We start from the raw sequence: 22,393 nt of genomic DNA, 5'->3' as shown, positions 1-22,393 counted from the left end.
GAGGTCATGTTCAGCATCGGAGACTTCGCCAGGCTCGGGCTCGTGTCGGTGCGCATGCTGCGGCACTACGACGCGATCGGGCTGCTGCGGCCCGCGCACGTGGACCCGGCCACCGGATACCGCTCCTACCAGGCCGCCCAGCTCGCGCGGCTCAACCGGCTCGTCGCGCTCAAGGACCTCGGCTTCACGCTGGAGCAGGTCAAGACGATCCTCGACGACAAGGTGAGCACCGAGGAGCTGCACGGGATGGTCCGGCTGCGCCGCGCCGAGCTGGAGGCGCGCATCAGCGCCGACCTGGCCAGGCTGCGCGGCGTCGAGTCGAGACTGCGCAGCATCGAGACCGAGGGCCGCATGGGGAGCGTCGAGGTCATCGTCAAGGAGGTGGCCCCGGTCCGGGTCGCCCAGCTCAGCGGCATGGCCGCCAGTTACGGGCCCGAGCACGTCGGGCCCGTCATCCAGCCGCTCTACCAGGAGCTCTGCGACCGGCTGGAGGCCGCCGGGCTGCCGATCGCCGGCCCGGGCATCGCCCACTACCAGGCCCGCGAGGACGGGACGGTGCTGACGCACGCCGCCTTCCCCGTCGCGGCCTGGCCCGGCACGCACGACGGGCTCCAGGTCGTGGACCTGCCCCGGCTGCCGGCCGCGGCGACGGTCATCCATCATGGTTCGATGGACCAGGTCGGCACCACCTACCAGGAGCTGGCCCACTGGATCGAGGACAACGGCCACCGCGCGCTCGACCTGGGCCGCGAGGTCTACCTGCACTGCCCGGACGACCTGGCCGAGTGGGTGACGGAACTGCAGATCGGGATCGAACCACATGGACCTGGACGGCCACCGCGCTGAGCTGACCGGCTACTGCTACCGGATGCTCGGCTCGGTGTACGAGGCCGAGGACGCGGTGCAGGAGACGCTGGCCAAGGCGTGGCGCGGCCGTGACCGGTTCGACCCGCTCCGGGGGCCGCTGCGGGCATGGCTGTTCCGCATCGCCACGAACGTCTGCCTCGACATGCTGCGCGGCAGCCGGCGCCGGGCCCTCGCCGCCGGCCTGGGCCCGGCCGCCGAGCCGGGCACGACCCTGGGGGAGCCGCTGCCGATCGAGTCATGGGTCTACCCGGTGCCCGACCGGCTGCTGGACCCGGCCGAGCTGGCGGTGTCGCGGGAGAGCGTGCGGCTGGCGTTCGTGGCGGCGTTGCAGCACCTGCCGCCCCGGCAGCGGGCCGTGCTGATCCTGCGCGACGTGCTGGGCTGGTCGGCGGCCGAAGTGGCCGGCCTGCTCGGCGCCGGCGTCGCGGCGGTCAACAGCGCCCTCCAGCGCGCCCGCGCCGCGCTGCCCGTCACCGAGCCGGGTGACGACGCCGTGGACGAGAAGCTGCTCGCCCGCTACGTCGACGCCTTCGAGCGCTACGACGTCGAGACGCTGGTCGCGCTGCTGCACGAGGACGCCACCTCGTCGATGCCGCCGTTCGCCTGGTGGCTGCGCGGGCGCGAGGACGTCCGCCGGGTGCTGGCCGCCGCCGGGGCGCCCTGCGAGGGCTCGCGCCTGGTGCGCACCGCCGCCAACGGGCGGCCCGCGTACGGGCAGTATCTGGAGGGCCGGCCGTTCGCGCTCGTGCTCGTCGAGACGGCGGGCGGCCTGATCACCGGCATCACCACGTACCTGGACCCGGGGCTGTTCCCCTTCTTCGGACTCGCCGATGAGTTCCGGGGCGCCGATTCGTAGTAATGGGTGAAGGAGGAAAACATGCCAGAGATCATCGAGTGTCCCGAGCGTCACTACCTCGGGATCCGCAAGACCATCACCATGACGACCTTCCACCTGGTCGCCGACCGGATCGGCGAGCTGTACGGCTGGCTGGCCGAGCGGGGCACGCCGCCCGCCGGCGGGCCGTTCTTCCGCTACCTGGTCATCGACCTGGACGGCGACCTGGTGGTGGAGGCCGGGGTGCCGGTGCACGAGCCGGTGGCGGGCGAGGGCGAGTTCATCGCCGGGGTGCTCCCGGCGGGCCGTTACGTCCGTACCCTCCACGTCGGCCACCCCGACGGCCTCATGGCCGTCACCGGCGAGCTGCTCGACTGGGCGCGTGAGCGGGAGCTGCGCTTCGCCATGAGCGAGGAGCCGGACGGCGAGCACTGGGACAGCCGCCTGGAGCTCTACCACACGAACCCGGAGGAGCAGCCCGACATGAACAAGTGGGAGACCGAGCTGCAGTTCAAACTGGCCTGACGGCTTCCAGACCCTAGGCCGCAAAATTCTCTTTGCAAAATTTGCTTTGCGGTCTAGGGTGACGGCATGGACGACGTGTGCCGCCGTTACGCCCTCGTCAGCTTTCTCACCTGGCTGCCCGCCGGGCTGATGATCGCGCCGCTGGTGCTGCTCATGCTGGACCGGGGCCTGACCATCGTGCAGGTCGGCGTGGTCATGACCGTCTACTCGCTGGTCATCGCCGGGCTGGAGCTGCCCACCGGCGGGCTGGCCGACGTGGTGGGGCGCCGGGTGGTGCTCGCCGCCTCCGCCGCCTGCACCGCCCTCGCGCTGGTGCTGCTCGCGGTGGCGGGCACCTGGTGGGCGTTCACGGTGGCCGGCGCGGTGCTGGGAGTGGCGCGGGCGCTGTCCAGCGGGCCCGCGGAGGCGTGGTTCGTGGACACGCTGCACGCCGTCGAGGGGCCCGGCGCCGACCTGCGGCCTGGCCTGTCTCGGGGGCACGTCATGGAGGACGTCGCGCTCGGCGTCGGCGTGCTGGCGGGCGGCTTCCTCCCGCTCGCAGCCGAAGCCGCCGGGATGGACAGCGGCATGGGGGCCGGCGTGGGGACCGGCATGGCGGGGGCCGGGTGGCTTGACCCGCTGGCGTTGCCCGCGCTGCTCGGGGCGGTCGCCGCGCTGGTGTGGCTGGTGGTCGTGCTGATCGCCATGCCGGAGCCGCCCCGGCCGCCTGCCTCGGTGGCGGTGGTGCTGCGCGGCGTGCCGGTCACGGTGGCAGCCGGGGTGCGGGTCGCGGTGCATGACGGGCCGCTGCGGCGGCTGGTGCTGGTCGCGGCGGTGGTCGGGATGGCGCTCACCTGCATCGAGCTGCTGGTGCCCGGCCACCTGGCCGAGCTCACCGGCTCGGGCGAAGGGGGAGCCACCGCCTACGCGATCGTGTCCGCCCTGGGCTTCGCCGGCAGCGCCCTGGGCAGCGCCCTCGCTCCTACCCTGGCCCGCCACCTCACCCCCACCCGCCCAGCTACGACCGCCCTCCCCCCAACGACCGCCCTCCCCCCAACGACCGCCCTCCCCGCAACGACCGCCCTCCCCGCTACGACCGCCCTCCCCGCTACGGCCCCCGACCCGGCTACGGCCCCCGATCCCACTAAGGCCCCCGACCCCGCTACGGCAGCCCACTGCCCTGCGGGCGGCCCTGCCTCTGCGACTGCCGACCCCGCTGCTGCGGTCCGGAGGGGCACGGAGGCCGGGGACGGCACGGCAGCCCAGGACAGCGCGGCCGCTCGGAGCGCCGAACTGGACGGGGACGGTGGGGCTGCTCGGGGCGGAGCGGCGGCTCCGGACGCTGGGGAAACCCGGGAGGGCGAGCCCGCCGGGAAGGGCGGCGCGGCCCCGGAGGGCGGGACTGTCCGGGGCGAGGACATGGTGCGGGGGACGGTGCAGGGGGCTGTGCGGGGGTCGGTGCGGGGGGCGGTGGGTGGGTTGCTGGTTGCGGCGGTCGCGCTGGGTGGGCTGGGTGGGGCGGCGGCCGTCGGCATGGGGGGAGTGGCGGGGGTGGTGCTGGCGGGTGTGCCCTACGTGGGGTTCTTCGTGGGGTTGGGAGCTTACGGCGTGCTCAGGGCGGAGCTGGCTCACCATCGAGTCGGCTCGGACGAGCGGGCCACCGTGGCCTCGGCCTCGTCGTTGGCCGGGTCCGGGGGCGCGGCTCTGGCGAATCTGACGCTGGCGCCGCTGGCCATGAGCCTCGGGGCCGGGGCGGCGTGGTGGGTGGTGGCGGCTGTGGTGCTGGCCGCTGCCGCGGGGTTCGCCCGGCTGCCTGAGCGGGCGCCGAAGGCGTGAGCACGGGAGCCCGGGAGGGGGCGTTCACCAGTGCCGGTGCACGGCGCACGTTCAGCCGGGAGGTCAGCTTGGTGGCGCGCCGGACCCGCTCGGCCATCGCCAGGAACTCGGGGCTGTGGACGCGTGTCAGCCGGTCACCGGGCATGGCCCACCTCCTCGTGCGTCGCAGCCGCCCAGGACGGCAGCCAGGCGGGCTCGGGCGGCCCCGGCAGGCTCGCGAGGTGGGCGATGATCCCGTGCAGTCCCGGGTGCGGATTGGCCCGGGGGAGGATGAGCGAGAGCGGATACACGAGGGCCGGGCCGGCGATGGGGATGCGGCGCAGGTCGTGGCCCGCCGGCCACACGTACCGGTCGCGCACCCCGACGAGGGTGGCCACGTCGGCGGAGTCGGCGAGGGCGTCGAGCAGCACCTCGTCGCCGAAGTGCGGGCCCGCCGCGTCGATCCGCAGGTCGAACGCGGTGGCGAGCTCGTCGTAGAACTCCGACCACTCGCTGCGGGGCGCGATGCCGGGCATCCAGATCCGGTGCTTGCGCAGTTGCGCCGGCGTGAGCCGGCGGGCGGCGGCGAGCGGGTGGCGCGGGCCGGTGAGGAGCTGCAGCGGTGAGGAGAACGCGTGGATCATGCGCAGGTCGCGCGGCAGCGCGGCCGGGTCGGTGACGGTGCGGAACGAGGCGTCCACCTCGCCGGCCTCGACGGCGGCGGCGGCCGCGCGCGGGTCGTCGACCCGGAGCGTCACCACGTCGAGGTCGGTCCCGGGGCGGGCGCGCCAGTAGTCGTGCAGGACGACGGCCTGCGCGCTGCGCCTGCCGAGGACGTCGATCCGCAGGGCGCGCGAGCCCGGCCTGACCGCGGCGACGGCGCGGTCGATCCCGGCGACGACGCCGCGCGCGTGCGGGAGGAACGCCTGGCCGTCGAGTGTCAGCTCGACCCCGCGCGGGGTGCGGGCGAACAGCCGGACCCCCAGCTCGCGCTCCAGGGCGGCGATCCGTTTGGAGACCGCCTGCTGGCTCACGCCCAGCTCGTCGGCGGCCTGCTGCACCTGCCCGAGCTCGGCCGCCCGGACGAACGATCGCCATGCCTCGGTGTCCACGCGGCCACCCTAGGGGCGCACAACCGATGGTTGTGTCCGGCTGTGCACCGGTTGTGCGCGCCCCGGGGTCAGAGGCCCAGCGCCTCCGCCACGTTGGTCTTCAGCGCGGCGAGGTCGCGGTCGGCCTCGGCGCGGGCCTCGGCGACCTCGCCGGTCACCGGGACCACCACCTCCAGGTAGCACTTGAGCTTCGGCTCGGTGCCCGACGGGCGGACCACCACGCGGGCGTCGCCCGACAGCGTGAACCGGAGCCCGTCCGTCGGCGGCAGCCCGCCGTCGCCCCGGCTCAGGTCGTCGACCCGCGTCACCGTACGGCCACCGAGCTCGGACGGGGGCGCGGCGCGCAGGCGGGACATGGCGCCGGCGATCAGCGACAGGTCGTCCACCCGGACGGAGAGCTGCGAGGTGGCGTGCAGCCCGTAGCGGCGGGCCTGGTTGTCGAGCAGGTCCAGCAGGGTACGGCCGGCGCGCTTGGCCTCGGCGGCCACGGCGGCGACGGTGAGGGCGGCGCCGATGCCGTCCTTGTCGCGCACCGGCAGCCCCTCGGCCGAGCCGACGCTGTAGCCGATCGCCTCCTCGTAGCCGAAGACCAGGCCGGGACCCGCCTTGATGATCCACTTGAAGCCCGTCAGCGTCTCGCCGTAGCGGACGCCGTGGGCGTGGGCGATCTTGGACAGCAGGGTCGAGGAGACGATCGTGGTCGCCACCATGCGGTCGCCGGTGGTGTGGGTGATGACGTGCTCGGCGAGCAGGCCGCCCACCTCGTCGCCGGTCAGCATGCGGAACGCGCCGTCGCCGAGCGGCACGGCCACGGCGCAGCGGTCGGCGTCGGGGTCGTTGGCCAGCACCAGGTCGGAGCCCAGCTTGCGGGCCAGGGCGACGGCCAGGTCCATCGCGCCCGGCTCCTCCGGGTTGGGGAACGCCACGGTGGGGAAGTCCGGGTCGGGGTTGCGCTGCTCCTCGACGGCCATCGGGGTCTCGAACCCGGCCGCGAGGAAGGCGCCGGTCAGCGTGGCGGAGCCGACGCCGTGCAGCGGCGTGTAGGCCACGCGCAGGTCGCGGGCGTCGCCGAGCGGCAGCGCGACGACCGCGTCGATGTAGTCGTCGACGATGGAGTCGCCCAGCTCCGTCAGCGAGCCGGGGCCGTGCAGCGGCAGCTCGTCCACCGGGCCCACGGCGTCGATGGCGGCGGAGATCTCGCTGTCGATCGGCGGCACGATCTGGGAGCCGTCGCCCCAGTAGACCTTGTAGCCGTTGTCGCGCGGCGGGTTGTGGCTGGCGGTGACGGTGACGCCGGCGTCGGCGTCGAGGTGGCGCACGGCGAAGGCGAGCACCGGCGTGGGCAGCGGGCCGGGCAGCAGCGAGGCGTGCAGCCCGGCGCCGGTGAGCACGGCCGCCGTGTCGCGGGCGAACACGTCGGACTTGTGGCGGGCGTCGTAGCCGATCACCACGTGCTTGCCGGGGCCGAGCACCCGGGCGAGCCCGGCGGCGGCGCGCATGACCGTGACCCGGTTCATCCGGTTGGGGCCGGCGCCGAGCTCGCCGCGCAGCCCGGCGGTGCCGAACTCCAGCTTGGCGTCGAACCGGTCGCGCAGGGCCGCGGTGTCGCCGCGCTCCAGCAGCGCCGACAGCTCGGCGCGCGTGTCGGGGTCGGGGTCCTGCGCCAGCCAGGCGCGGGCCCGGTCGGTGAGGCTCACAGCCGGTCGACCACCTTGGCCAGCAGCTCGCCCATCCGGGTGGCGGTGGCGCGGCCGACCTCCAGGACCTCCTCGTGGTCGAGCGGGTCGCCCGCCAGCCCGGCCCCGGGGTTGGTGACGAGGGAGACGCCGAGCACGTCCAGCCCGGCCTCGCGGGCCGCGATGGCCTCCAGCACGGTGGACATGCCGATCATGTCGCCGCCCAGCGTGCGCAGCATGCGGATCTCGGCGGGCGTCTCGTAGGTGGGGCCGCGGAAGGCCACGTAGACGCCCTCGTCGAGGCTCGGGTCGATCTCGCGGACCAGCTCGCGCAGCCGCTTGGAGTAGACCTCGGTCAGGTCGAGGAACGTGGTGCCGGTGATCGGGTTGACGCCGGTCAGGTTGATGTGGTCGCTGATCAGGACGGGGTCGCCGACCTTCTGCGTCTCGGGCCGCAGCCCGCCGGCCGCGTTGGTCAGCACGACCGTGCGCACCCCGGCCGCCGCGGCGGTGCGCACGCCGTGGACGACGGAGTCGACGCCGCGGCCCTCGTACAGGTGGCTGCGGCCGAGGAAGACCAGCGCGTGGCGGCCGCCGCCGGTGCGGATGACGCGGATCTTGCCGCCGTGCCCGGCCACGGCGGGCGCCGAGAAGCCGGGCAGGTCGGTGAACGGGATCTCGGCGACCGTCGCGCCGATCGCGTCGGCGGCCGGCACCCAGCCGGAGCCCATCACGAGGGCCACGTCGAAGGTGTCGAGACCAGCCGCGGCCTTCAGCGCCGCGGCGGCCTCCCCGGCCAGGGTGTACGGGTCGTTAGTCACCCTTAGTAGTTTAGGAGGAGCCTGTCCAGGACCCGCACCCCGAACTGCAGGGCCTCGACCGGGACCCGCTCGTCCACGCCGTGGAACATCGAGGCGAAGTCCATGTCCGCGGGCAGCCGCAGCGGCACGAACCCGAACCCGCGCACCCCCAGGTCGGCGAAGAAGGTCTTGTTGTCGGTGCCGCCCGACATGCAGTAGGGCACCGCGCGGGCGGTCGGGTCCTCGGCCTTGAGCGCCTCGATCATCGACTCGACCAGGGCGCCGTCGAACGTGGTCTCCAGCGCGATGTCGTGGTGCACGAACTCGCGGCGCACCTTCGGCCCGATGAGCGTGTCGATGGTCTTGAAGAAGTCGTCCTCGTGGCCCGGCAGGAAGCGCCCGTCGACCACGGCGGTGGCCTGGCCGGGGATGACGTTCGACTTGTAGCCGGCGTCGAGCTGGGTCGGGTTGGCGGTGTGGTTGAGCGTGGCGCCGACGAACCGGACGAGCGGCCCGATCTTGTCCAGGATGGGCGCCGGGTCCGTCTCGTCGAACGGCAGCCCGAACGCGTCGGCGACCTCGGTGAGGAAGCGGCGCACGGTCGGCGTGAGGGTGATCGGCCAGTCGTGGGCGCCGATCCTGGCCACGGCCTTGGCGATCTCGGTGACCGCGTTGTCGGAGTTGAGCATGGAGCCGTGGCCAGCGGTGCCGTCGGCGATCAGCTTCATCCAGGCGAGGCCCTTCTGGGCGGTCTCGATGAGGTAGAGCCGCAGCGACGGGTCGACCTCCAGCGAGTAGCCGCCGACCTCGCTGATCGCCTCGGTGACGCCCTCGAACAGCTCGGGGTGGTGCTTCGTCAGGTGCTTGGCGCCGTAGACGCCGCCGGCCTCCTCGTCGGCGACCCAGGCGAACACCAGGTCGCGGCGCGGCCTGCGGCCCTCGCGCTTGAGCTGGCGCAGCACGGCCAGCATCATCGCGTCCATGTCCTTCATGTCGACCGCGCCCCGGCCCCAGATGTAGCCGTCGCGCACCTCGCCGGCGAACGGGTCGACGGTCCAGTCGGCCGCGTTGGCGGGGACCACGTCGAGGTGGCCGTGCACGAGCAGGGCCGGGAGCGACGGGTCCGAGCCCTCGACGCGGGTGATCACGTTGCCCCGGCCGGGGGCGCTCTCGATGTAGGTGGCCTCGACGCCGACCTCGGCCAGCCTCGCCATCACCACCTCGGCCGCGGCCCGCTCGCCGGGGCCGGAGCCGTCCCCGTAGTTGCTGCTGTCGACGCGGATGAGCTCCACGCAGAGGTCGGCTACCTCGTGCTCGGCAGGGGTCATGGTGTTCTCTCCAAGGTGAGCAGGCCGGACTTGTGCAGATGCCCGCGCTTGTAGGCGCGGGTTATGAGAGTGACATTGACGTCGGTGACCTCGTCGAGCAACCCGACGACGCCCGACAGGAACCGGTACAGGTCGGCCTCGTGCGCGGTGGCGACCTGGACGATCAGCGCGTGCGTCCCGGTGGTGGCGGCGCAGTAGCGCACGTTGGGGTGCGCGGCCAGCGTCTGCCCGACCCGGTCCAGCCCGTACGGGCGGACCTTGAGCCAGAGCTGGGCCTCGACGGCCAGACCGATCAGCGCGGGCTCGACCTCGGCCCGGGGGAGCAGCACCCGCCGTTCGAGCAGGGAGGCGACGCGGCGCCTGGCGGTGGGCACGGACAGGTCGAGCCGTTCGGCGATCGTGGTGAACGCGATCCGCCCGTCGGCGGCCAGCAGTTCGGCGATCTCCTGCTCCAGCGGGGACAGGCCGTCCTCGTCGGGCAGGCACTCGGCGGGCGGCGGGGGCCGCAGCTCGGCGACCTCCTGCTCGGTGAGGTAGGGGGCGTGCCATTCGGCGACGGTGCGGAAGGTGTGCAGGACGACCTGGGTCTGCGTCTGGGCGACGCCGTCGATGGCGCTGATCTGCGCGGACAGGATGTCGTGCAGGTCCTCGCGGGAGGGGGCGACGAGCTCGCTGCCGACGTCGGTGGCGCCGGTCAGGGAGTAGACGGACCGGGTGTCGGGCCGGGCGGCGAGGGCTTCGGCGACCTTGCGCGCCATTCCGGGGCGCACCTGGGCGTGCAGGTGGACGGGACGGCCGTGACCCGAGCGCAGGTCGTCGTAGATGGCGGTGACGCGCACCACGCCCTCGGCCAGGAGCCGTTGCAGGCGGCGGGCGACGGTCCGTTCGTGCTCGCCGATCGCCCGGCCGATCTCGCCCCAGGGGGCGCGGGGGCTGACCTGGAGTGCGGCGATCAGCCGCCGGTCGAGAACATCCACAGAGAGCCTTATCTGTGTCGGGTTCGTAAATATATGGCGAGATATTTGACTGTTTCGGTCGTCCGAATGCACAGTAGGCCATCTCCGCTCTGTTCAGCAAAGGAGCCCACGTGGCGACCTCCCCCCTTGCCTCTTCGCCCATCGGCATTCCGAAGAGCCGCGTCCGCCAGTTGTTCGCCGCCAGCGTCGGCAACGTCGTCGAGTGGTACGACTGGTACGCGTACTCGTTCCTGGCGGTGTACTTCTCGCAACAGATCTTCCCCGACAGCGGCAACCCCCTGGTCCCGGTGCTCAGCGCGTTCGCCGTGTTCGCGGTCGGCTTCTTCATGCGCCCGCTGGGCGGCCTGCTGGTGGGCGCGTTCGCCGACCGGTTCGGCCGCAAGGCGGCGATGACGTTCACGATCATCCTGATGGGCGTCGGGTCGCTGATCCTCGCCGTGACGCCCACGTACGCGCAGGCCGGGGTGCTCGCGCCGATCATCCTCACGCTGGCGCGGCTGATCCAGGGCCTGTCGGTGGGCGGCGAGTTCGCCGCCGCCACCACGTTCCTCGTCGAGTCGGCGCCGCCCGGCCGCCGCGGCCTGTTCTCCAGCTTCCAGTACGTGAGCACCACCATCGGCCAGCTCCTCGCCTCCGGCCTGGCCGCGCTGCTCGCCACGCTGCTCGCCGAATCGGCCATGGACTCCTACGGCTGGCGCATCCCGTTCCTGTTCGGCGCGCTGATCAGCCTCGTCGGCCTGTGGATCCGCAAGGGCGCCGAGGAGACCAGCACCGTCGCCACCGACATCCAGGAAGGCCGGGCTGAGCGGCCCAAGCTCTTCGAGTTCCTGGTGCGCTACCCGAGCAAGGCCGCGCTCATCGTCGGCATCACGATCGCCGGCACCGTCGCCTACTACACGTGGACCACGTTCCTGCCGACCTACGCCCAGCAGAACGTGAACTTCGACAAGGCCGACTCGCTCACCGTGGGCACGATCTCGCTGGTCTTCTTCATGGTGCTGCAGCCGCTGCTCGGCATGCTGTCGGACAAGATCGGGCGCAAGCCGATGCTGATCACCTTCGGCCTCGGGTTCACGATCCTGCCGGTGCCGCTGCTCGGCCTGCTGACCGACGCGTTCGCCAGCCTGCTGGTCATCCAGCTCATCGGCATGGTCTTCCTCGGCTGCTTCACCTCGATCTCGGCCGCGGTGAACTCCGAGCTGTTCCCGACCCGGGTCCGGGCGGCCGGCGCGGGCTTCCCGTACTCGCTGACCGTGGCGATCTTCGGCGGCACGGCGCCGCTGATCGGCACCGCGATGAAGGACGCCGACGCCTCCTACCTGTTCCCCTGGTACATGTCCGCGCTCGCGCTGATCTCCACGCTGGTGTACGTGTTCGCGCTGAAGGAGACGAAGGACCAGCCGCTCAGCTAGGCGAGCTCTTGCAGGGCCGGCCGCGCAGCTCTTTGACGTAGTCGTCGGGCGCGCCGGCCCGCTCGGCGGCGTCGGCCAGCACGCCGAGGTAGCGCGCCGACGGCAGGCCGCCCTCGTAGCCGTCGAGCACGTAGACCCAGGCCACGACCTCGCCGTCGAGCGTCTGCACCCGCAGCCGCACCTTGTGGAACAGGCCCCGCGAGGCGCCCTCCCACTGGTCGAGCGAGGTCTCGTCGAACTCCGGCACGTCATAGAGGACGACGAAGACGTGGTCCTCCGGGTCCTCCACGATGGTGGCGATCGCGCCTTCCCAGCCGAAGATCTCCCCGCCGAAGGTCAGACGCCAGCCGGGCAGCCAGCCCACGCCCCGCACCGGGGAGTGAGGGGCGCGCATGGCCATCTGCTCCGGGTCCATGTTGCTGCCGTAGGCGGCGTAAACAGGCACAGCAGCCAAGAGTAGCGCGCGGTGGCCCGCCCCGTTCGTCAGCAGCTCAGGCGATGCGGGACAATGGGAACGTGACGAGGATTGCGATCATCGGTGGCGGACCAGGCGGCTACGAGGCGGCGCTGGTGGCCGCGCAACTAGGCGCGCAAGTCACGATGGTCGAGCAGGACGGCCCCGGCGGCGCCTGCGTGCTGACCGACTGCGTGCCCTCCAAGACGCTGATCGCCACCTCCGTCCGCAAGCAGGCGCTGCTCGACGCGCCGTCGCTGGGCGTCGCCTTCACCGGCGGCGCCGACGGCGACATCGGCGCGGCGCACGTCGACCTGCCGCTGGTCAACAAGCGCGTCAAGGAGCTCGCCCAGGCGCAGTCGGCCGACATCGCCACCCGCGTCCAGGCCGAGGGCGTCGAGATCATCAAGGCCCGGGGCCGGCTCGTCGACCCGCAGGTGGTCAAGGCCGGCGACCGCACCATCCGCGCCGACGTGGTCCTGATCGCCACCGGCGCGACCCCGCGCATCCTGCCGGGCGCCGAGCCCGACGGCGAGCGCATCCTCAACTGGCGCCAGCTCTACGACCTCGACAAGCTGCCCGAGCACCTGATCGTCATCGGGTCCGGCGTCACCGGGGCCGAGTTCGCCGGCGCCTACCGCTCGCTCGGGGCCGAGGTCACGCTGGTCTCCAGCCGCGACCGCATGATGCCCAACGAGGACGCCGACGGCGCCGAGGTGCTCGAAGAGGTCTACCGCCGCCGCGGCATGAACGTCATGGGCCGCACCCGCGCCTCCTCCGTCAAGCGCACCGCCGACGGCGTCGTCGTCACCCTGGAGGACGGCCGCACCGCCGAGGGCTCCCACGCGCTCATGACCGTCGGCATGGTGCCCAACACCGGCGGCATCGGCCTGGAGGAGGCCGGCGTCCAGCTCGACCGGGGCGGGTTCGTCAAGGTCGACAAGGTCTCGCGCACCTCCGCGCCCGGCGTCTACGCGGCCGGCGACTGCACCGGCGTGCTCATGCTCGCCTCCGTCGCAGCCATGCAGGGCCGCATCGCCGTGTGGCACGCGCTCGGCGAGGCCGTGCAGCCGCTCCGGCTGGCCACGGTGGCCTCCAACATCTTCACCGACCCGGAGATCGCCGCCGTCGGCGTCGCCCAGCGGGCGATCGAAGCCGGTGAGATCGAGGCGAACGTGGTCAAGCTGCCGCTGGCGACCAACGCGCGGGCCAAGATGTCGGGCTTCAACGACGGCTTCATCAAGCTGTTCTGCCGCCCGCACACCGGCATCGTGCTCGGCGGCGTCGTCGTGGCGCCCCGGGCCTCTGAGCTGATCCTGGCCGTGTCGGTGGCGGTGCAGCAGCGCCTGACGGTCGGGCAGCTCGCCCACACGTTCGCCGTCTACCCGTCGCTGTCGGGCTCGATCACCGAGGCGGCGCGCCGGCTCATGCAGCCCGAGGCGTCCATCGGCATCTGACCCCCGCCCCCGAAGCCTGGATGAATGACCCCATAGGGGGGAATGTCCAGGTCACAGTCTCTGCGCAGGCAGGGGCGGAAGACTTCGGGGGGAGTCATGACTTATCAGAGCAGGCCCGTGACGGGCTGGGTGGGCTGGGTGTGGTTCGCCGGCCTTCTGATGATCATGTCGGGGGTGTTCAACATCATCGGCGGGCTGTCGGCGGTCATCAACGACGACGTCTACGTGCGCACGCCGCTGCGGCTGCTGCTGTTCGACGTGTCCACCTGGGGATGGCTGCACCTGCTCTTCGGCATCGTGCTGTTCTTCGCCGGGCTGGCAGTGACCGTCGGGCAGACGTGGGCCCGGGTGGTCGCCGTGGTGCTGGTCATGCTGAACGCGATGACCCAGCTCACCTGGATCGGCGTGAACCCGTGGTGGTCGCTGGCCGTCATCGCGGTCGACGTGCTGGTCATCTACGCGCTGATCGTGCACGGCCGCGAGGCCAAGGAGATCTGACCTCCGGGTTCACGGCCGTCGTAAGGCGCCCTGAAGGGAAGCGTAAGCGGCGTCCGGCAGACTTCAGGTGTCACAAGGAAACGCGACACGGACCTGGAGAACAGCCATCATGCGCAAGCTCATCAGCTCGACCTACATGTCCCTCGACGGCGCCATCGAGGACCCCTCCTTCACCATGCCGTACTTCGACGAGGAGGCCGGCGCGCTCGCCGGTGAGCAGACCGCGGCGGCCGACGCGCTGCTCATGGGCCGGCGCACCTACGAGGGCTTCGCCGCGACGTGGCCCGAGCGGGACGAGAACGACCCGGAGACGGGCGCCGCCTACTTCAACAACGTCAAGAAGTACGTGGCCTCGACCACCCTCACCGACCCGGCCTGGAAGAACACCGAGGTGCTGCAGGGCGACCTGGTCGAGGCGGTCACCGCGCTGAAGGCCCAGGAGGGCGGCGACATCCTCATGTACGGCTACGGCGAGGTCACCCACGCCCTGGTCAAGGCCGGGCTGGTGGACGAGGTCCGGCTCTGGATCCACCCGGTGTTCGAGGGCGGGCCGTCGCTGTCCGCGCCGCTGAGCGACGTCCGCACGACGTTCGAGCTGATCGACGCCAAGGTGATGAAGAGCGGCGTGATCGTCGCCACCTACCGGCCGGTCGCCAAGTAGCGTTTCAGCACCCCGGCCAGCGGCCGCTCGGCCAGCACGTGGATCGCGTACGCGACCAGGCCCATCAGCGCGATCGTGCCGCCCAGCAGGACGTACGGCGGCACGCGGTCGCCGAGCCCGGTGAAGATCACGAAGCCGACGTGCGCGTGGACGAGGTAGAGCGGGTACGTCAGCGCGCCCGGCACGGCGAACCAGGGGCGGCCCAGCGGCCGGGTGACGCGCAGCGCGATCAGCGTCATCACCACGAAGATCGCGACGATGACGGTCACCACGACGACCGGCGCGATCTCCGTGCCGTAGCGTTCGCCGACCTTGCCGGCGAAGGCGACGCCCCGGTGGAGCGCGTTGCCCAGGCAGAGCCCGATGATCAGGCCGGGCTGCGGCGTCAGGCCGTCGCGGTAGACCAGGCACAGGGCCATGCCGGCGATGAAGTAGTGCGCGAACTCCGACTGCACCACCAGGTCGGCGACCGGGGGCAGCACGCCGGCCTGCACCAGGAACGTGAGCGCCAGCCAGCCCCACAGCATCGCGGTCACCCGGCCCCGCGTCACGCCGAACCAGGTCAGGGCGAGGATGAGCGCGTAGAACCTGATCTCGGCCCACAACGTCCAGTAGACGACGTCGACGTTCGGGATGTCGGGCAGGGCGTTGAACATCGTCAGGTTGGCGGCGTACTGGACGAGCGTGACGGGGAACTGCCCCTGGGAGAGGGTCGCCGAGACGACGGCGGTGATCGTGACGGCGACCCAGTAGGCGGGGTAGAGGCGGACGATCCGCGACACCAGGAACGCCCGGGGCCCGCGGTCCCAGGCGTTGAGCAGCACCACGAAGCCGCTGATCATGAAGAACAGGTCCACGCCCAGGTAGCCGTACCTGGCGACCTCGCCGGCGGCGGGGAAGGAGAGCGGGCTGTCGCCGCTCTCCGGGCCGGAGAAGACGTAGTGGTAGACGACCACCGCGACGGCCGCGCTGATGCGCAGCGCGTCGATCTCGTACAGCCGGTCACGCCTGGCCTGCTCACGGTGGAGACGGTGACGTCCGTGACCGGCGGCCGGGTGGTTCGTGAGGGACACGATGACCTCGTGGGGACGGGCGTGGGACGCCGGGTGGGCTGCCGGTGATCAAGCACACCAGCCGGCGCCCCCACGGGTCTTTCCCGCACGCGCCCGGAACCGGGGTACAGCAGGTGGTAAGGCCGCCGGGCAGCCCGCACCACCGAGGTCGTCGTGTGCCTGGTCAGGCCCCCTGCGGCGAGCAGAGCTGGGCGCGCAGCGTGCGGGTGGCCCAGCGCTCCCAGCGCTCGCGCGGCCAGCCGCGCTCGCGCACGAGCAGCAGGTAGAGCTCCGGGCTGAGCAGCGCGTAGAGCACGTCGGCGGCCTCGTCCGCGGGCACGTCCGCCCGCGCTCCCGGCTTGCCGGTCAGCGCCTCGGCCGCCTTCCGGTGGACGGCGTGGCGGGGGTTCGCCACGCCGGGCCAGAGGGCGGCGACCTCCGGGTCGCTCGCGGCCGCCCCGGCGAGGACCTTGCCGATCGGGGCGACCCGCTCCAGGATCGAGGTGGTGCCGGTGACGTAGGCGGCCAGCAGGTCATCGGCGGTGGCGGTGGCCAGCGCCTCGGTGAACCACGGCCGGTCCATCGTGGCCACGGGCTCGTCGTCGCCCGCGATCGTCACGTCGACCAGCTCTTTCAGCAGGGTGCGCTTGTTGCCGAAGACGAAGTAGATCGTCTGCACCGCGACCCCGGCCAGGGCCGCGACGTCCTGGAGGTTCGTCGCGCCGTAGCCGTCCCGCGCGAACAGCTCCAGGGCGGCCTCCAGGATGCGCCGGCGCGTCTCCTGCGCCTTCTGCGTCCGCTTGCTCACGCGCTTGACATCACTCATGGCTAGAGTTTATCTCTAGATTCAGTCACTAGAAGTCAACTCTAGAGAGAAGGTCCAGCCATGCCGGTCATAGCTGTCACCCGATTCCAGGCCGATCCCGCCGACGCCGAGCGGCTCCGGGCCCGGCACGCCGACCTCGTCGCCGCCACCCGGGCGGTCGTCCCCGGGCTCACCGAGGCACGCCTCGGCCGGCTCGACGACGGGACGTGGGTCGGCGTCTGGCGCTGGGAGTCCGCCGACAGCCTGCGGGCCGCCCGCGAGGCGGTGCCCAGCACCCCCGAGGCCGTCGCCGGCTTCGCGCTCACCCGCGACGTCACGGCGGAGGTGATCGAGATCCTGGACGAGCACTGACCCGTCCGGCCCCGCGCCCGGCGGGGGCGCGGTCAGAGGGCTGACAGGCTCGCGGCCAGGTATTCGCCCAGCTCTTCGATCCGGGTGTCAGGCAGCCGGCTGGACGGCCCGGAGATCCCGGCCGCGCCGATCAGGTTGCCCCGGATGCGGGCGGGCACCGCCACGCACCGCACTCCGTCGAAAGTCTCGTCCCGATCCACGGCGTAACCGGCCTTGCGCGACTCCTCCACGCGGCGCCGCAGCTCGGCCGGGGTCTTCGAGGCCCATTCGGTCCCGCTGGCGTACGACAGCCGGGCCAGGTGGGCGTCGAGGTTGTCGGGATCGAGCGCCGACAGGTAGGCCTTGCCGAGCGCCGAGCAGTGGATCGGCCGCGTGGTGCCCAGCTGCTCGGAGACGGCCACCATGTGCCGGGTCGGGAAGAACGACAGGTAGACCATCATGTCGTTGGCCGGGACCGCGAGCATGGTGGCGTCGCCGCACTCGTCGCGGACCGCCGCCAGGACGGGGTCGATGATCTGGCTCCAGTCGGTCTCCGGAGCCCGGACCAGGCCGTAGAACTTCGCGGGGACGGTCGCGTACCGCTTGGTCGCCGGGCTGCGCGCGATGTAGCCGGTGGCGACGAGCTCGGCGAGCAGCCGCAGCGCGGTGCTGCGGTTGACGTCCAGCTCGGCGGCGGTGAGGGGCTGGGCACCTGCCCGGAGCGCAGCGCGGTGAGCGCGTCGTTCGCGGCGGACAGCGGCCATCGGGCGATCCGGGGAAGCTGGATGCGGCCCGCCGCGGCCAGCGTGATGATCGATTCGAGGTCCTCGCGGCGGCCCGACCTGACACCGCGGATCTCGGCCTCCTTGCGGGAGACGATCGCGAAGTCCACGTCGGGCACCCGCGCGTACCCGGCGAGCACGTAGGCGCCGTGCGGCGCGAGGGCGTGCAGGCCGGCCATGAGGACCGAGGGCGCGCCGGTGCAGTCGATGACCGCGTCCACGGGCGCGACGGCGGCCTCGACCGAGTCCACGACGTCGTGGCCGATGGCCCGCAGGGCTTCGCGCCGCAACGGGTTGGGCTCGACCGCCTGCACGGGGACGCCGTGCACCCGCAGCAGCTCGGCGCAGAGGTGGCCGATCGGGCCGGCGCCGAGGACGAGCACGCGGCCCGGTTCGCGGGCGAGCGTGACGCGGACGCTGTTGGCGGCGGTCGCCCCGCCGTCGACCAGGTGGCCATCCAGCGCCGGGCCGCCGAGGCCGGGGTGCACTTCATGGTCGCCGAGAACTCCCGCTACATCGCCGCCTACCAGACCGTGCACCGGCTGCTCCAGGAAGGCGCGATCGGCGAGGTCATCCACGCCAGGACCTACCTGCGCTCCAACGAGAAGGCCCACCTGTCGATGCCCGGCTACTGGCGCACCCAGTACGCCCTCGGCGGCGGCCTCGTCATGGACACCGGCGCCCACTCGTTCTACCTGCTCAAGTGGCTGCTCGGCGAGTTCGACGAGCTGACCGGCATCTCCAAGAAGGTCTTCCCGCTCGACAACGAGATCGAGGACACCGCCGAGGTGTACGGCCGGATGCGCAGCGGCGCCCACTTCTCCTGCGGGTTCACCTCGGTGTCGGAGGTCCCCCACAGCGAGCGCCTGGAGCTGTACGGCACCGAAGGCGGCATCCTCGTCGACCAGATGTCCGAGCCCGTGGTCAAGCTCTTCCGCGGCCAGCACGACTACAAGGGCGAGGCCGTCGACGGCGTCCCGTTCGGCCCCGACGCCTGGCATCCGGGCGGCTGGCACTACGAGTCCGTCCTCACCGAGGTCACCGACTACGTGCGCTCGCTGGTGGAGCGCCGCGCCCCGCTGATCGACTCCGGCGACACCGTCTACGCCATGCGGATCGTGGAGGCCGCCTACGAGTCCATCCAGTCGGGCAAGACCGTCAGCCTCCCGGCGGGCCTGTGACCTCGCTCCCCACCCACCCCTGAATCTGGAACCCTCATGCGACTCATGCGTATCGGCGACCAGGGCGCGGAGCGTCCGGTCGTCGCCATCGACACCGACACCTACGTCGACGTGTCCGACGTCGTCACCGACTTCGACGGGACCTTCCTCGCCACCGGCACCACCGGCCTCGCCACGCTCGCGGCCACCGTCGCCGAGCGGGCCGCCGCCGGGGACGTCCGGCGGTTCGCCGGCGAGCGCGTGGGCGCGCCGATCGCCCGGCCCCACCAGATCCTCTGCGTCGGCCTCAACTACGCCGACCACGCCGCGGAGTCCGGCAAGGAGCCGCCGCAGGAGCCGATCATCTTCACCAAGGCCCCGAACACCCTCGTCGGGCTCGACGACGACGTGCGCATCCCGCGCGGCTCCACGGCCACCGACTGGGAGGTCGAGCTCGGCGTCGTCATCGGCAAGCGGGCCCGCTACCTCGACAGCGACGACGAGGCCCGCGCCTCGATCGCCGGCTACGTCCTGGTCAACGACGTCAGCGAGCGCGACTTCCAGCTCAACCGCGGCGGCCAGTGGGTCAAGGGCAAGTCCGCCGAGACGTTCAACCCGTGCGGGCCGTGGCTGCTCACGGCGGACGAGGCGGGCGACGTCAGCGGCCTGGGCATGTGGCTGGACGTCAACGGCGTCCGGCGGCAGACCGGCTCGACGGCGGACATGCTCTTCGACCCCGTCCACGTGGTCCGCTACCTGAGCCAGTTCATGGTCCTCGAACCCGGCGACCTCATCAACACGGGGACCCCGGCGGGCGTCGGTCTGGGCTTCGACCCGCCGGTCTACCTGCGGCCCGGCGACCGCATGGAGCTCGGCATCGACGGCCTCGGCCGCCAGACCCAGGCCGTCGTCGCCGCCCCCTGACCCCGTCCCCAGGAGCGGGCCTCATGTCTGCTCCTGGAGGCGGCGCCTGGTGAAGTGGGCGCGGCAGTGGGCGCAGCAGAAGCCGTACGTGGTCCCGTCGATCTCGGTGACGACGGCCTCCCCGGCCGGTACGCGGGCGCCGCAGACCGGGTCGACGAACATGCCCTCCGGCGCCTCCTCGGGGCGCCGGGACTTCGTCCGGTCGATCAGGTCCAGCACATCGGTGGAGCGGCGGACCTTCCCGGCGAATCCGTAACCGCCGTCGGGCACCCCGATCACGTGGACCAGCGCACGCGGCTCCCGGAAGAGGCGTTCCGGGTCGCCCTCCGCCTCGCCCAGCCTGCGGGTGATCTCCCGTACGAGGTGCGCGCCGATCTCCTTGGCCCAGGCGGCGACGTACACGTTGACGACGTAGCAGGGCTGATCCGCCCGCGGCGCCGGCGCCTCGTGGACGACGACGTCGCTGAGCGACTCGTACAGCCTGATCACGCCGGGATCGGCGCCGGGATCGCTGTCGTCGCCGGTGAGGATCTTGCGCGAGGTCAGCTGCCCGGCGAGGCGGCGGCGCTCGTCCGGGCCGAAGACCCCGCTGGGCACGAAGAGTTCGATGAACAGCATGGGAGCCTCGATTCCGCCGGTGCCCGGCGGTGGGTTCGGATGCGGGCGTGCCCGAGCATGCCGAGGCGTCCTGTCATCGGACGTGCAGATTCCTGTCAGCCCGGCACGCCGGTCACGCCCGCGTACGTGCCCCGGCGCGCCCGGCCGGTCGTCTCGTACTCCAGGAGCAGCAGCCCACTCGGCGTGGCCTCGTGGTGGACCAGGCGCAGTCCCGACGTGGCGTCGTCCCGGGCCCCGGGGCCGCCGGCCAGGAGGCGGCGGCCGGTCCTGAGCACGGTGGGCGCGACCACCAGGCGCAGCGCGTCGACCAGGCCCGCCGACAGCAGCGCGTCGCCCAGGCGGGCGCTGCCGTGAATCTGGAGCTCCCGGCCGGGACGGGCCTTGAGCTCGGCGACCGTCCGTACGGGATCGCCCCTGAGCACGGTCGTGGGGTGCCAGGCGCCCTCGGCGAGGGTGCTGGACACGACGTACTTCGGCAGCGTGTTCATGCGCTCGGCGAACGGGTCGCCCGGGTCGGTGATCTTCGGCCAGTCGCGGGCGAACGCCTCGTACGTACGCCGTCCGAGCAGCAGCCCGTCGGCCAGATCGAGCCGGTCGGAGGTGTAGCGGACGAACGCCGCGTCGAGATGGGGCACCAGCCAGCCGCCGAGGGCGAAACCGTCGCTGGTGTCCTCGTCGGGGGAGCCTGGCCCCTGGCTGACGCCGTCGAGCGTGACGAACTCCGTCAGGACGAGCCTCATCGCGGCCCCCCTGCCTCGGCGAAGCCCGCAAGCTGGGCCGTGACCGTGCCCCAGCCGTCGGCGAAGCCGAGCTTCTCGTGCAGGGCGCGGGCCTCGGGGTCGCGGTGGCGGACGAGCAGCCGGTAGGCCGTGCCCTCGGGATGGTCGCCGAACGTGATCGTGGCCGTCATCGGGATCGGGTCGGGGTTCGCCGGGCGCCAGGTGCTGTCGATCGCGTTGGTGAACACGATCCGCTCGAACTCGTCCACGGCGAGGAAGCAGGCGTCGAGATGCGGGACGAACTCGGCCCCGTCCTCGCTCAGCCGCGTCACGAACGCCCCTCCGGGCCGCACGTCCAGCCGGTGCACCCGGCAGCGGGCCGGAGTCGGGACCCACCACTGCTCAAGCTGGGACGGGTCGGTCCACGCCCGCCACACGGTCGCGCGCGGGGCGCGGATGACCCGCTCCAGGGCGAGGTCGAGATCGGGGTCGAGCTTCATCGGAGGTCCTCCTCTTGGTCGGTCTGGTCTGCTTGGTCCCGCACGAACCGTTCGAGGCGGTCGGTGTGCTCCTCCCAGATCCGGCGCTGCTCGGCGAGCCAGTCGTCGAGGAGGGAGAGCTGCCCGCGATTGAGCACGCAGGTGCGCACCCGGCCGGACTTGACCGTGCTGATCAGGCCGTTCGCCTCGAGTGTGCGGATGTGCTTCATGAACGAGGGGAGGGTCATCGGGAACGCGGCGGCGAGGTCGCCGACGCTCGCGGGCCCGCGCCCCAGCCGCCGGACGACGGCGCGCCGGGTCGGGTCGGCGAGCGCTACGAGCACCCCGTCCAACTGGGCCGAATACTGTGCCACACGGCTAAGTATTGTCCTGGTTCAATGGTTAGCGCAAGGGCTAAGTGTTGTGGCCGTCGTCCGGTTTGCCGGGTCACGCCGGAGAGTGGTCAGGGCGTTCTGGCCGCGGGGGCTCCGTGGCGGAACCTGGCCTTCTTCATCTGGTTGCCGCAGTAGTTCATCGAGCACCAGCGCCGGCTGCGGCCCTGGCTCGTGTCGACATACAGGCCGCCGCAGTCCGGGTTCTCGCAGGTCTTGACCCGGCCGCGTTCCTCGCCGCCGAGGATGACGACCGCGTCGGCGGCGACCAGGCCGAGGCTCGCCTCGACGTGGTTGTCGGCGTCGCTGAGCCAGCGCATCCCCGTGCGCGTGAGCGCCGGGTAGGCCCGTGCCTCGCGGGCGAGGGTGTTGAGCAGGGTCAGGTCGGCCCGCTGGATCGTGGCTCCCCGGGCGACGTCGGTGCCGGCGCGGTGGATGGCCTCGCGCAGCCGCCGGGCCAGGGCCAGGTCCGACGGGGTGGCCCGGTGGCTGCTCAGCCGCAGGTCGTTCGCGGCGAGCCAGTCGTCCAGGCGCCCGGGGTCGGGAAGGCGCTCGACCGGCACGCCGCCGCGGTCGCTGAGCGTGGCGGTGAACCGGAACGCCAGGCGCTCGTTGTCCAGCCGGAACGCGGGCTCGCGCTTCCCCGTCGACGTGCTCATGGAACCACCTTAGCCGGTTCGCGCTCCTGTCGTCGGCGTGCTCCTGGAACTACCTG

25 protein-coding genes and 1 pseudogene are annotated in these 22,393 nt (G+C 72.3%); 11 read left to right on the top strand and 15 right to left on the bottom strand.

Annotated elements, in window-relative coordinates:
- Window positions 1–6 precede the first annotated feature (6 nt).
- The 4 genes from AB0G11_RS05825 to AB0G11_RS05810 all read left to right on the top strand — a co-directional run bounded on the left by AB0G11_RS05825 (window position 7) and on the right by AB0G11_RS05810 (window position 4,042).
- Window positions 7–846, top strand: coding sequence for a MerR family transcriptional regulator (locus tag AB0G11_RS05825; RefSeq protein ID WP_357584203.1), 840 nt, complete (start codon window positions 7–9; stop codon window positions 844–846).
- A complete protein-coding gene (locus tag AB0G11_RS05820) occupies window positions 821–1,723 on the top strand; it encodes a sigma-70 family RNA polymerase sigma factor (protein WP_357584201.1) in 903 nt (300 codons plus the stop codon). The genes AB0G11_RS05825 and AB0G11_RS05820 overlap by 26 nt, the downstream gene beginning before the upstream one ends.
- Before the next feature lie 21 nt (window positions 1,724–1,744).
- Window positions 1,745–2,227, top strand: coding sequence for a GyrI-like domain-containing protein (locus tag AB0G11_RS05815; RefSeq protein ID WP_357584199.1), 483 nt, complete (start codon window positions 1,745–1,747; stop codon window positions 2,225–2,227).
- Window positions 2,228–2,293: 66 nt separating this feature from the next.
- Complete coding sequence (locus AB0G11_RS05810) at window positions 2,294–4,042, top strand: MFS transporter (RefSeq protein ID WP_357584197.1); 1,749 nt, start codon at window positions 2,294–2,296, stop codon at window positions 4,040–4,042.
- Window positions 4,043–4,176: 134 nt separating this feature from the next.
- Here the strand turns inward: AB0G11_RS05810 and AB0G11_RS05805 are convergent, their stop codons facing one another.
- From AB0G11_RS05805 to AB0G11_RS05785, 5 genes are all read right to left on the bottom strand, one after another.
- Entirely contained in the window at window positions 4,177–5,133 is a 957-nt protein-coding gene (locus tag AB0G11_RS05805; protein ID WP_219499930.1) for a LysR family transcriptional regulator, read from the bottom strand.
- Between the two features lie 68 nt (window positions 5,134–5,201).
- A complete protein-coding gene (locus AB0G11_RS05800) occupies window positions 5,202–6,830 on the bottom strand; it encodes a phospho-sugar mutase (RefSeq protein WP_357584195.1) in 1,629 nt (542 codons plus the stop codon).
- Entirely contained in the window at window positions 6,827–7,630 is an 804-nt protein-coding gene (locus AB0G11_RS05795; RefSeq protein ID WP_357584193.1) for a purine-nucleoside phosphorylase, read from the bottom strand. Before AB0G11_RS05795 ends, AB0G11_RS05800 begins: the two co-directional genes overlap by 4 nt.
- 2 nt (window positions 7,631–7,632) lie before the next feature.
- Complete coding sequence (locus AB0G11_RS05790) at window positions 7,633–8,937, bottom strand: M20/M25/M40 family metallo-hydrolase (protein ID WP_219499925.1); 1,305 nt, start codon at window positions 8,935–8,937, stop codon at window positions 7,633–7,635.
- Window positions 8,934–9,914, bottom strand: a complete 981-nt coding sequence (locus AB0G11_RS05785; RefSeq protein WP_357584191.1) for an Lrp/AsnC family transcriptional regulator — start codon at window positions 9,912–9,914, stop codon at window positions 8,934–8,936. The genes AB0G11_RS05790 and AB0G11_RS05785 overlap by 4 nt, the downstream gene beginning before the upstream one ends.
- Window positions 9,915–10,024: 110 nt before the next feature.
- Between AB0G11_RS05785 and AB0G11_RS05780 the strand changes: the two genes are divergently transcribed.
- A complete protein-coding gene (locus AB0G11_RS05780; protein WP_219499923.1) occupies window positions 10,025–11,326 on the top strand; it encodes an MFS transporter in 1,302 nt (433 codons plus the stop codon).
- Here AB0G11_RS05780 and AB0G11_RS05775 read toward each other — a convergent pair.
- A complete protein-coding gene (locus AB0G11_RS05775) occupies window positions 11,319–11,771 on the bottom strand; it encodes a gamma-glutamylcyclotransferase (protein WP_219499922.1) in 453 nt (150 codons plus the stop codon). The genes AB0G11_RS05780 and AB0G11_RS05775 overlap by 8 nt on opposite strands.
- Window positions 11,772–11,842: 71 nt before the next feature.
- Here AB0G11_RS05775 and AB0G11_RS05770 point away from each other — a divergent pair, with 71 nt between their 5' ends.
- The 3 genes from AB0G11_RS05770 to AB0G11_RS05760 all read left to right on the top strand — a co-directional run bounded on the left by AB0G11_RS05770 (window position 11,843) and on the right by AB0G11_RS05760 (window position 14,396).
- Window positions 11,843–13,237: an NAD(P)H-quinone dehydrogenase gene (locus AB0G11_RS05770; protein WP_219499921.1), complete on the top strand. Its 1,395-nt coding sequence runs from the start codon at window positions 11,843–11,845 to the stop codon at window positions 13,235–13,237.
- Between the two features lie 96 nt (window positions 13,238–13,333).
- Window positions 13,334–13,735 (top strand): hypothetical protein, encoded by a 402-nt coding sequence (locus AB0G11_RS05765; RefSeq protein WP_246643787.1) that lies wholly within the window; start codon window positions 13,334–13,336, stop codon window positions 13,733–13,735.
- A gap of 109 nt (window positions 13,736–13,844) precedes the next feature.
- Complete coding sequence (locus AB0G11_RS05760; RefSeq protein WP_357584189.1) at window positions 13,845–14,396, top strand: dihydrofolate reductase family protein; 552 nt, start codon at window positions 13,845–13,847, stop codon at window positions 14,394–14,396.
- Here AB0G11_RS05760 and AB0G11_RS05755 read toward each other — a convergent pair.
- Together AB0G11_RS05755 and AB0G11_RS05750 are read right to left on the bottom strand one after the other, a co-directional pair.
- Window positions 14,375–15,469: an acyltransferase gene (locus tag AB0G11_RS05755; RefSeq protein WP_357584187.1), complete on the bottom strand. Its 1,095-nt coding sequence runs from the start codon at window positions 15,467–15,469 to the stop codon at window positions 14,375–14,377. The genes AB0G11_RS05760 and AB0G11_RS05755 overlap by 22 nt on opposite strands.
- A gap of 163 nt (window positions 15,470–15,632) precedes the next feature.
- Window positions 15,633–16,274: a TetR family transcriptional regulator gene (locus AB0G11_RS05750; protein WP_357584185.1), complete on the bottom strand. Its 642-nt coding sequence runs from the start codon at window positions 16,272–16,274 to the stop codon at window positions 15,633–15,635.
- Between the two features lie 60 nt (window positions 16,275–16,334).
- On the opposite strand from AB0G11_RS05750, the gene AB0G11_RS05745 reads away from it, so the two are divergent.
- A complete protein-coding gene (locus tag AB0G11_RS05745) occupies window positions 16,335–16,625 on the top strand; it encodes an antibiotic biosynthesis monooxygenase (protein ID WP_219499911.1) in 291 nt (96 codons plus the stop codon).
- A 32-nt stretch (window positions 16,626–16,657) separates the two neighbouring features.
- Here AB0G11_RS05745 and AB0G11_RS05740 read toward each other — a convergent pair whose 3' ends face one another.
- Window positions 16,658–17,368: an IclR family transcriptional regulator gene (locus tag AB0G11_RS05740; RefSeq protein WP_357584183.1), complete on the bottom strand. Its 711-nt coding sequence runs from the start codon at window positions 17,366–17,368 to the stop codon at window positions 16,658–16,660.
- Window positions 17,369–17,376: 8 nt separating this feature from the next.
- Window positions 17,377–17,769, bottom strand: a pseudogene (locus AB0G11_RS05735) (zinc-binding dehydrogenase); the annotation flags it as partial.
- Between the two features lie 108 nt (window positions 17,770–17,877).
- Between AB0G11_RS05735 and AB0G11_RS05730 the strand changes: the two are divergent.
- Together AB0G11_RS05730 and AB0G11_RS05725 are read left to right on the top strand one after the other, a co-directional pair.
- Entirely contained in the window at window positions 17,878–18,567 is a 690-nt protein-coding gene (locus tag AB0G11_RS05730) for a Gfo/Idh/MocA family oxidoreductase (RefSeq protein WP_357584328.1), read from the top strand.
- A gap of 36 nt (window positions 18,568–18,603) precedes the next feature.
- On the top strand, window positions 18,604–19,470 hold the full coding sequence (locus tag AB0G11_RS05725; RefSeq protein ID WP_357584181.1) for a fumarylacetoacetate hydrolase family protein: 867 nt from the start codon (window positions 18,604–18,606) through the stop codon (window positions 19,468–19,470).
- Window positions 19,471–19,491: 21 nt separating this feature from the next.
- Here AB0G11_RS05725 and AB0G11_RS05720 read toward each other — a convergent pair whose 3' ends face one another.
- From AB0G11_RS05720 to AB0G11_RS05700, 5 genes are all read right to left on the bottom strand, one after another.
- Window positions 19,492–20,088, bottom strand: coding sequence for a hypothetical protein (locus tag AB0G11_RS05720; protein ID WP_357584179.1), 597 nt, complete (start codon window positions 20,086–20,088; stop codon window positions 19,492–19,494).
- A 95-nt stretch (window positions 20,089–20,183) separates the two neighbouring features.
- A complete protein-coding gene (locus AB0G11_RS05715) occupies window positions 20,184–20,828 on the bottom strand; it encodes a dihydrofolate reductase family protein (RefSeq protein ID WP_357584177.1) in 645 nt (214 codons plus the stop codon).
- Window positions 20,825–21,307: an SRPBCC domain-containing protein gene (locus AB0G11_RS05710; protein WP_357584175.1), complete on the bottom strand. Its 483-nt coding sequence runs from the start codon at window positions 21,305–21,307 to the stop codon at window positions 20,825–20,827. The genes AB0G11_RS05715 and AB0G11_RS05710 overlap by 4 nt, the downstream gene beginning before the upstream one ends.
- A complete protein-coding gene (locus AB0G11_RS05705; protein ID WP_308125593.1) occupies window positions 21,304–21,660 on the bottom strand; it encodes a metalloregulator ArsR/SmtB family transcription factor in 357 nt (118 codons plus the stop codon). The genes AB0G11_RS05710 and AB0G11_RS05705 overlap by 4 nt, the downstream gene beginning before the upstream one ends.
- A gap of 89 nt (window positions 21,661–21,749) precedes the next feature.
- Window positions 21,750–22,337, bottom strand: a complete 588-nt coding sequence (locus AB0G11_RS05700; RefSeq protein WP_357584173.1) for a CGNR zinc finger domain-containing protein — start codon at window positions 22,335–22,337, stop codon at window positions 21,750–21,752.
- Window positions 22,338–22,393 lie beyond the last annotated feature (56 nt).

Source organism: Nonomuraea sp. NPDC023979 (genome assembly GCF_040639085.1).
Classification (GTDB): Bacteria; Actinomycetota; Actinomycetes; order Streptosporangiales; family Streptosporangiaceae; genus Nonomuraea; species Nonomuraea ceibae.
The sequence above is the reverse complement of the archived record's forward strand: the minus strand, read 5'-3'. Positions and strand labels throughout refer to the sequence as shown.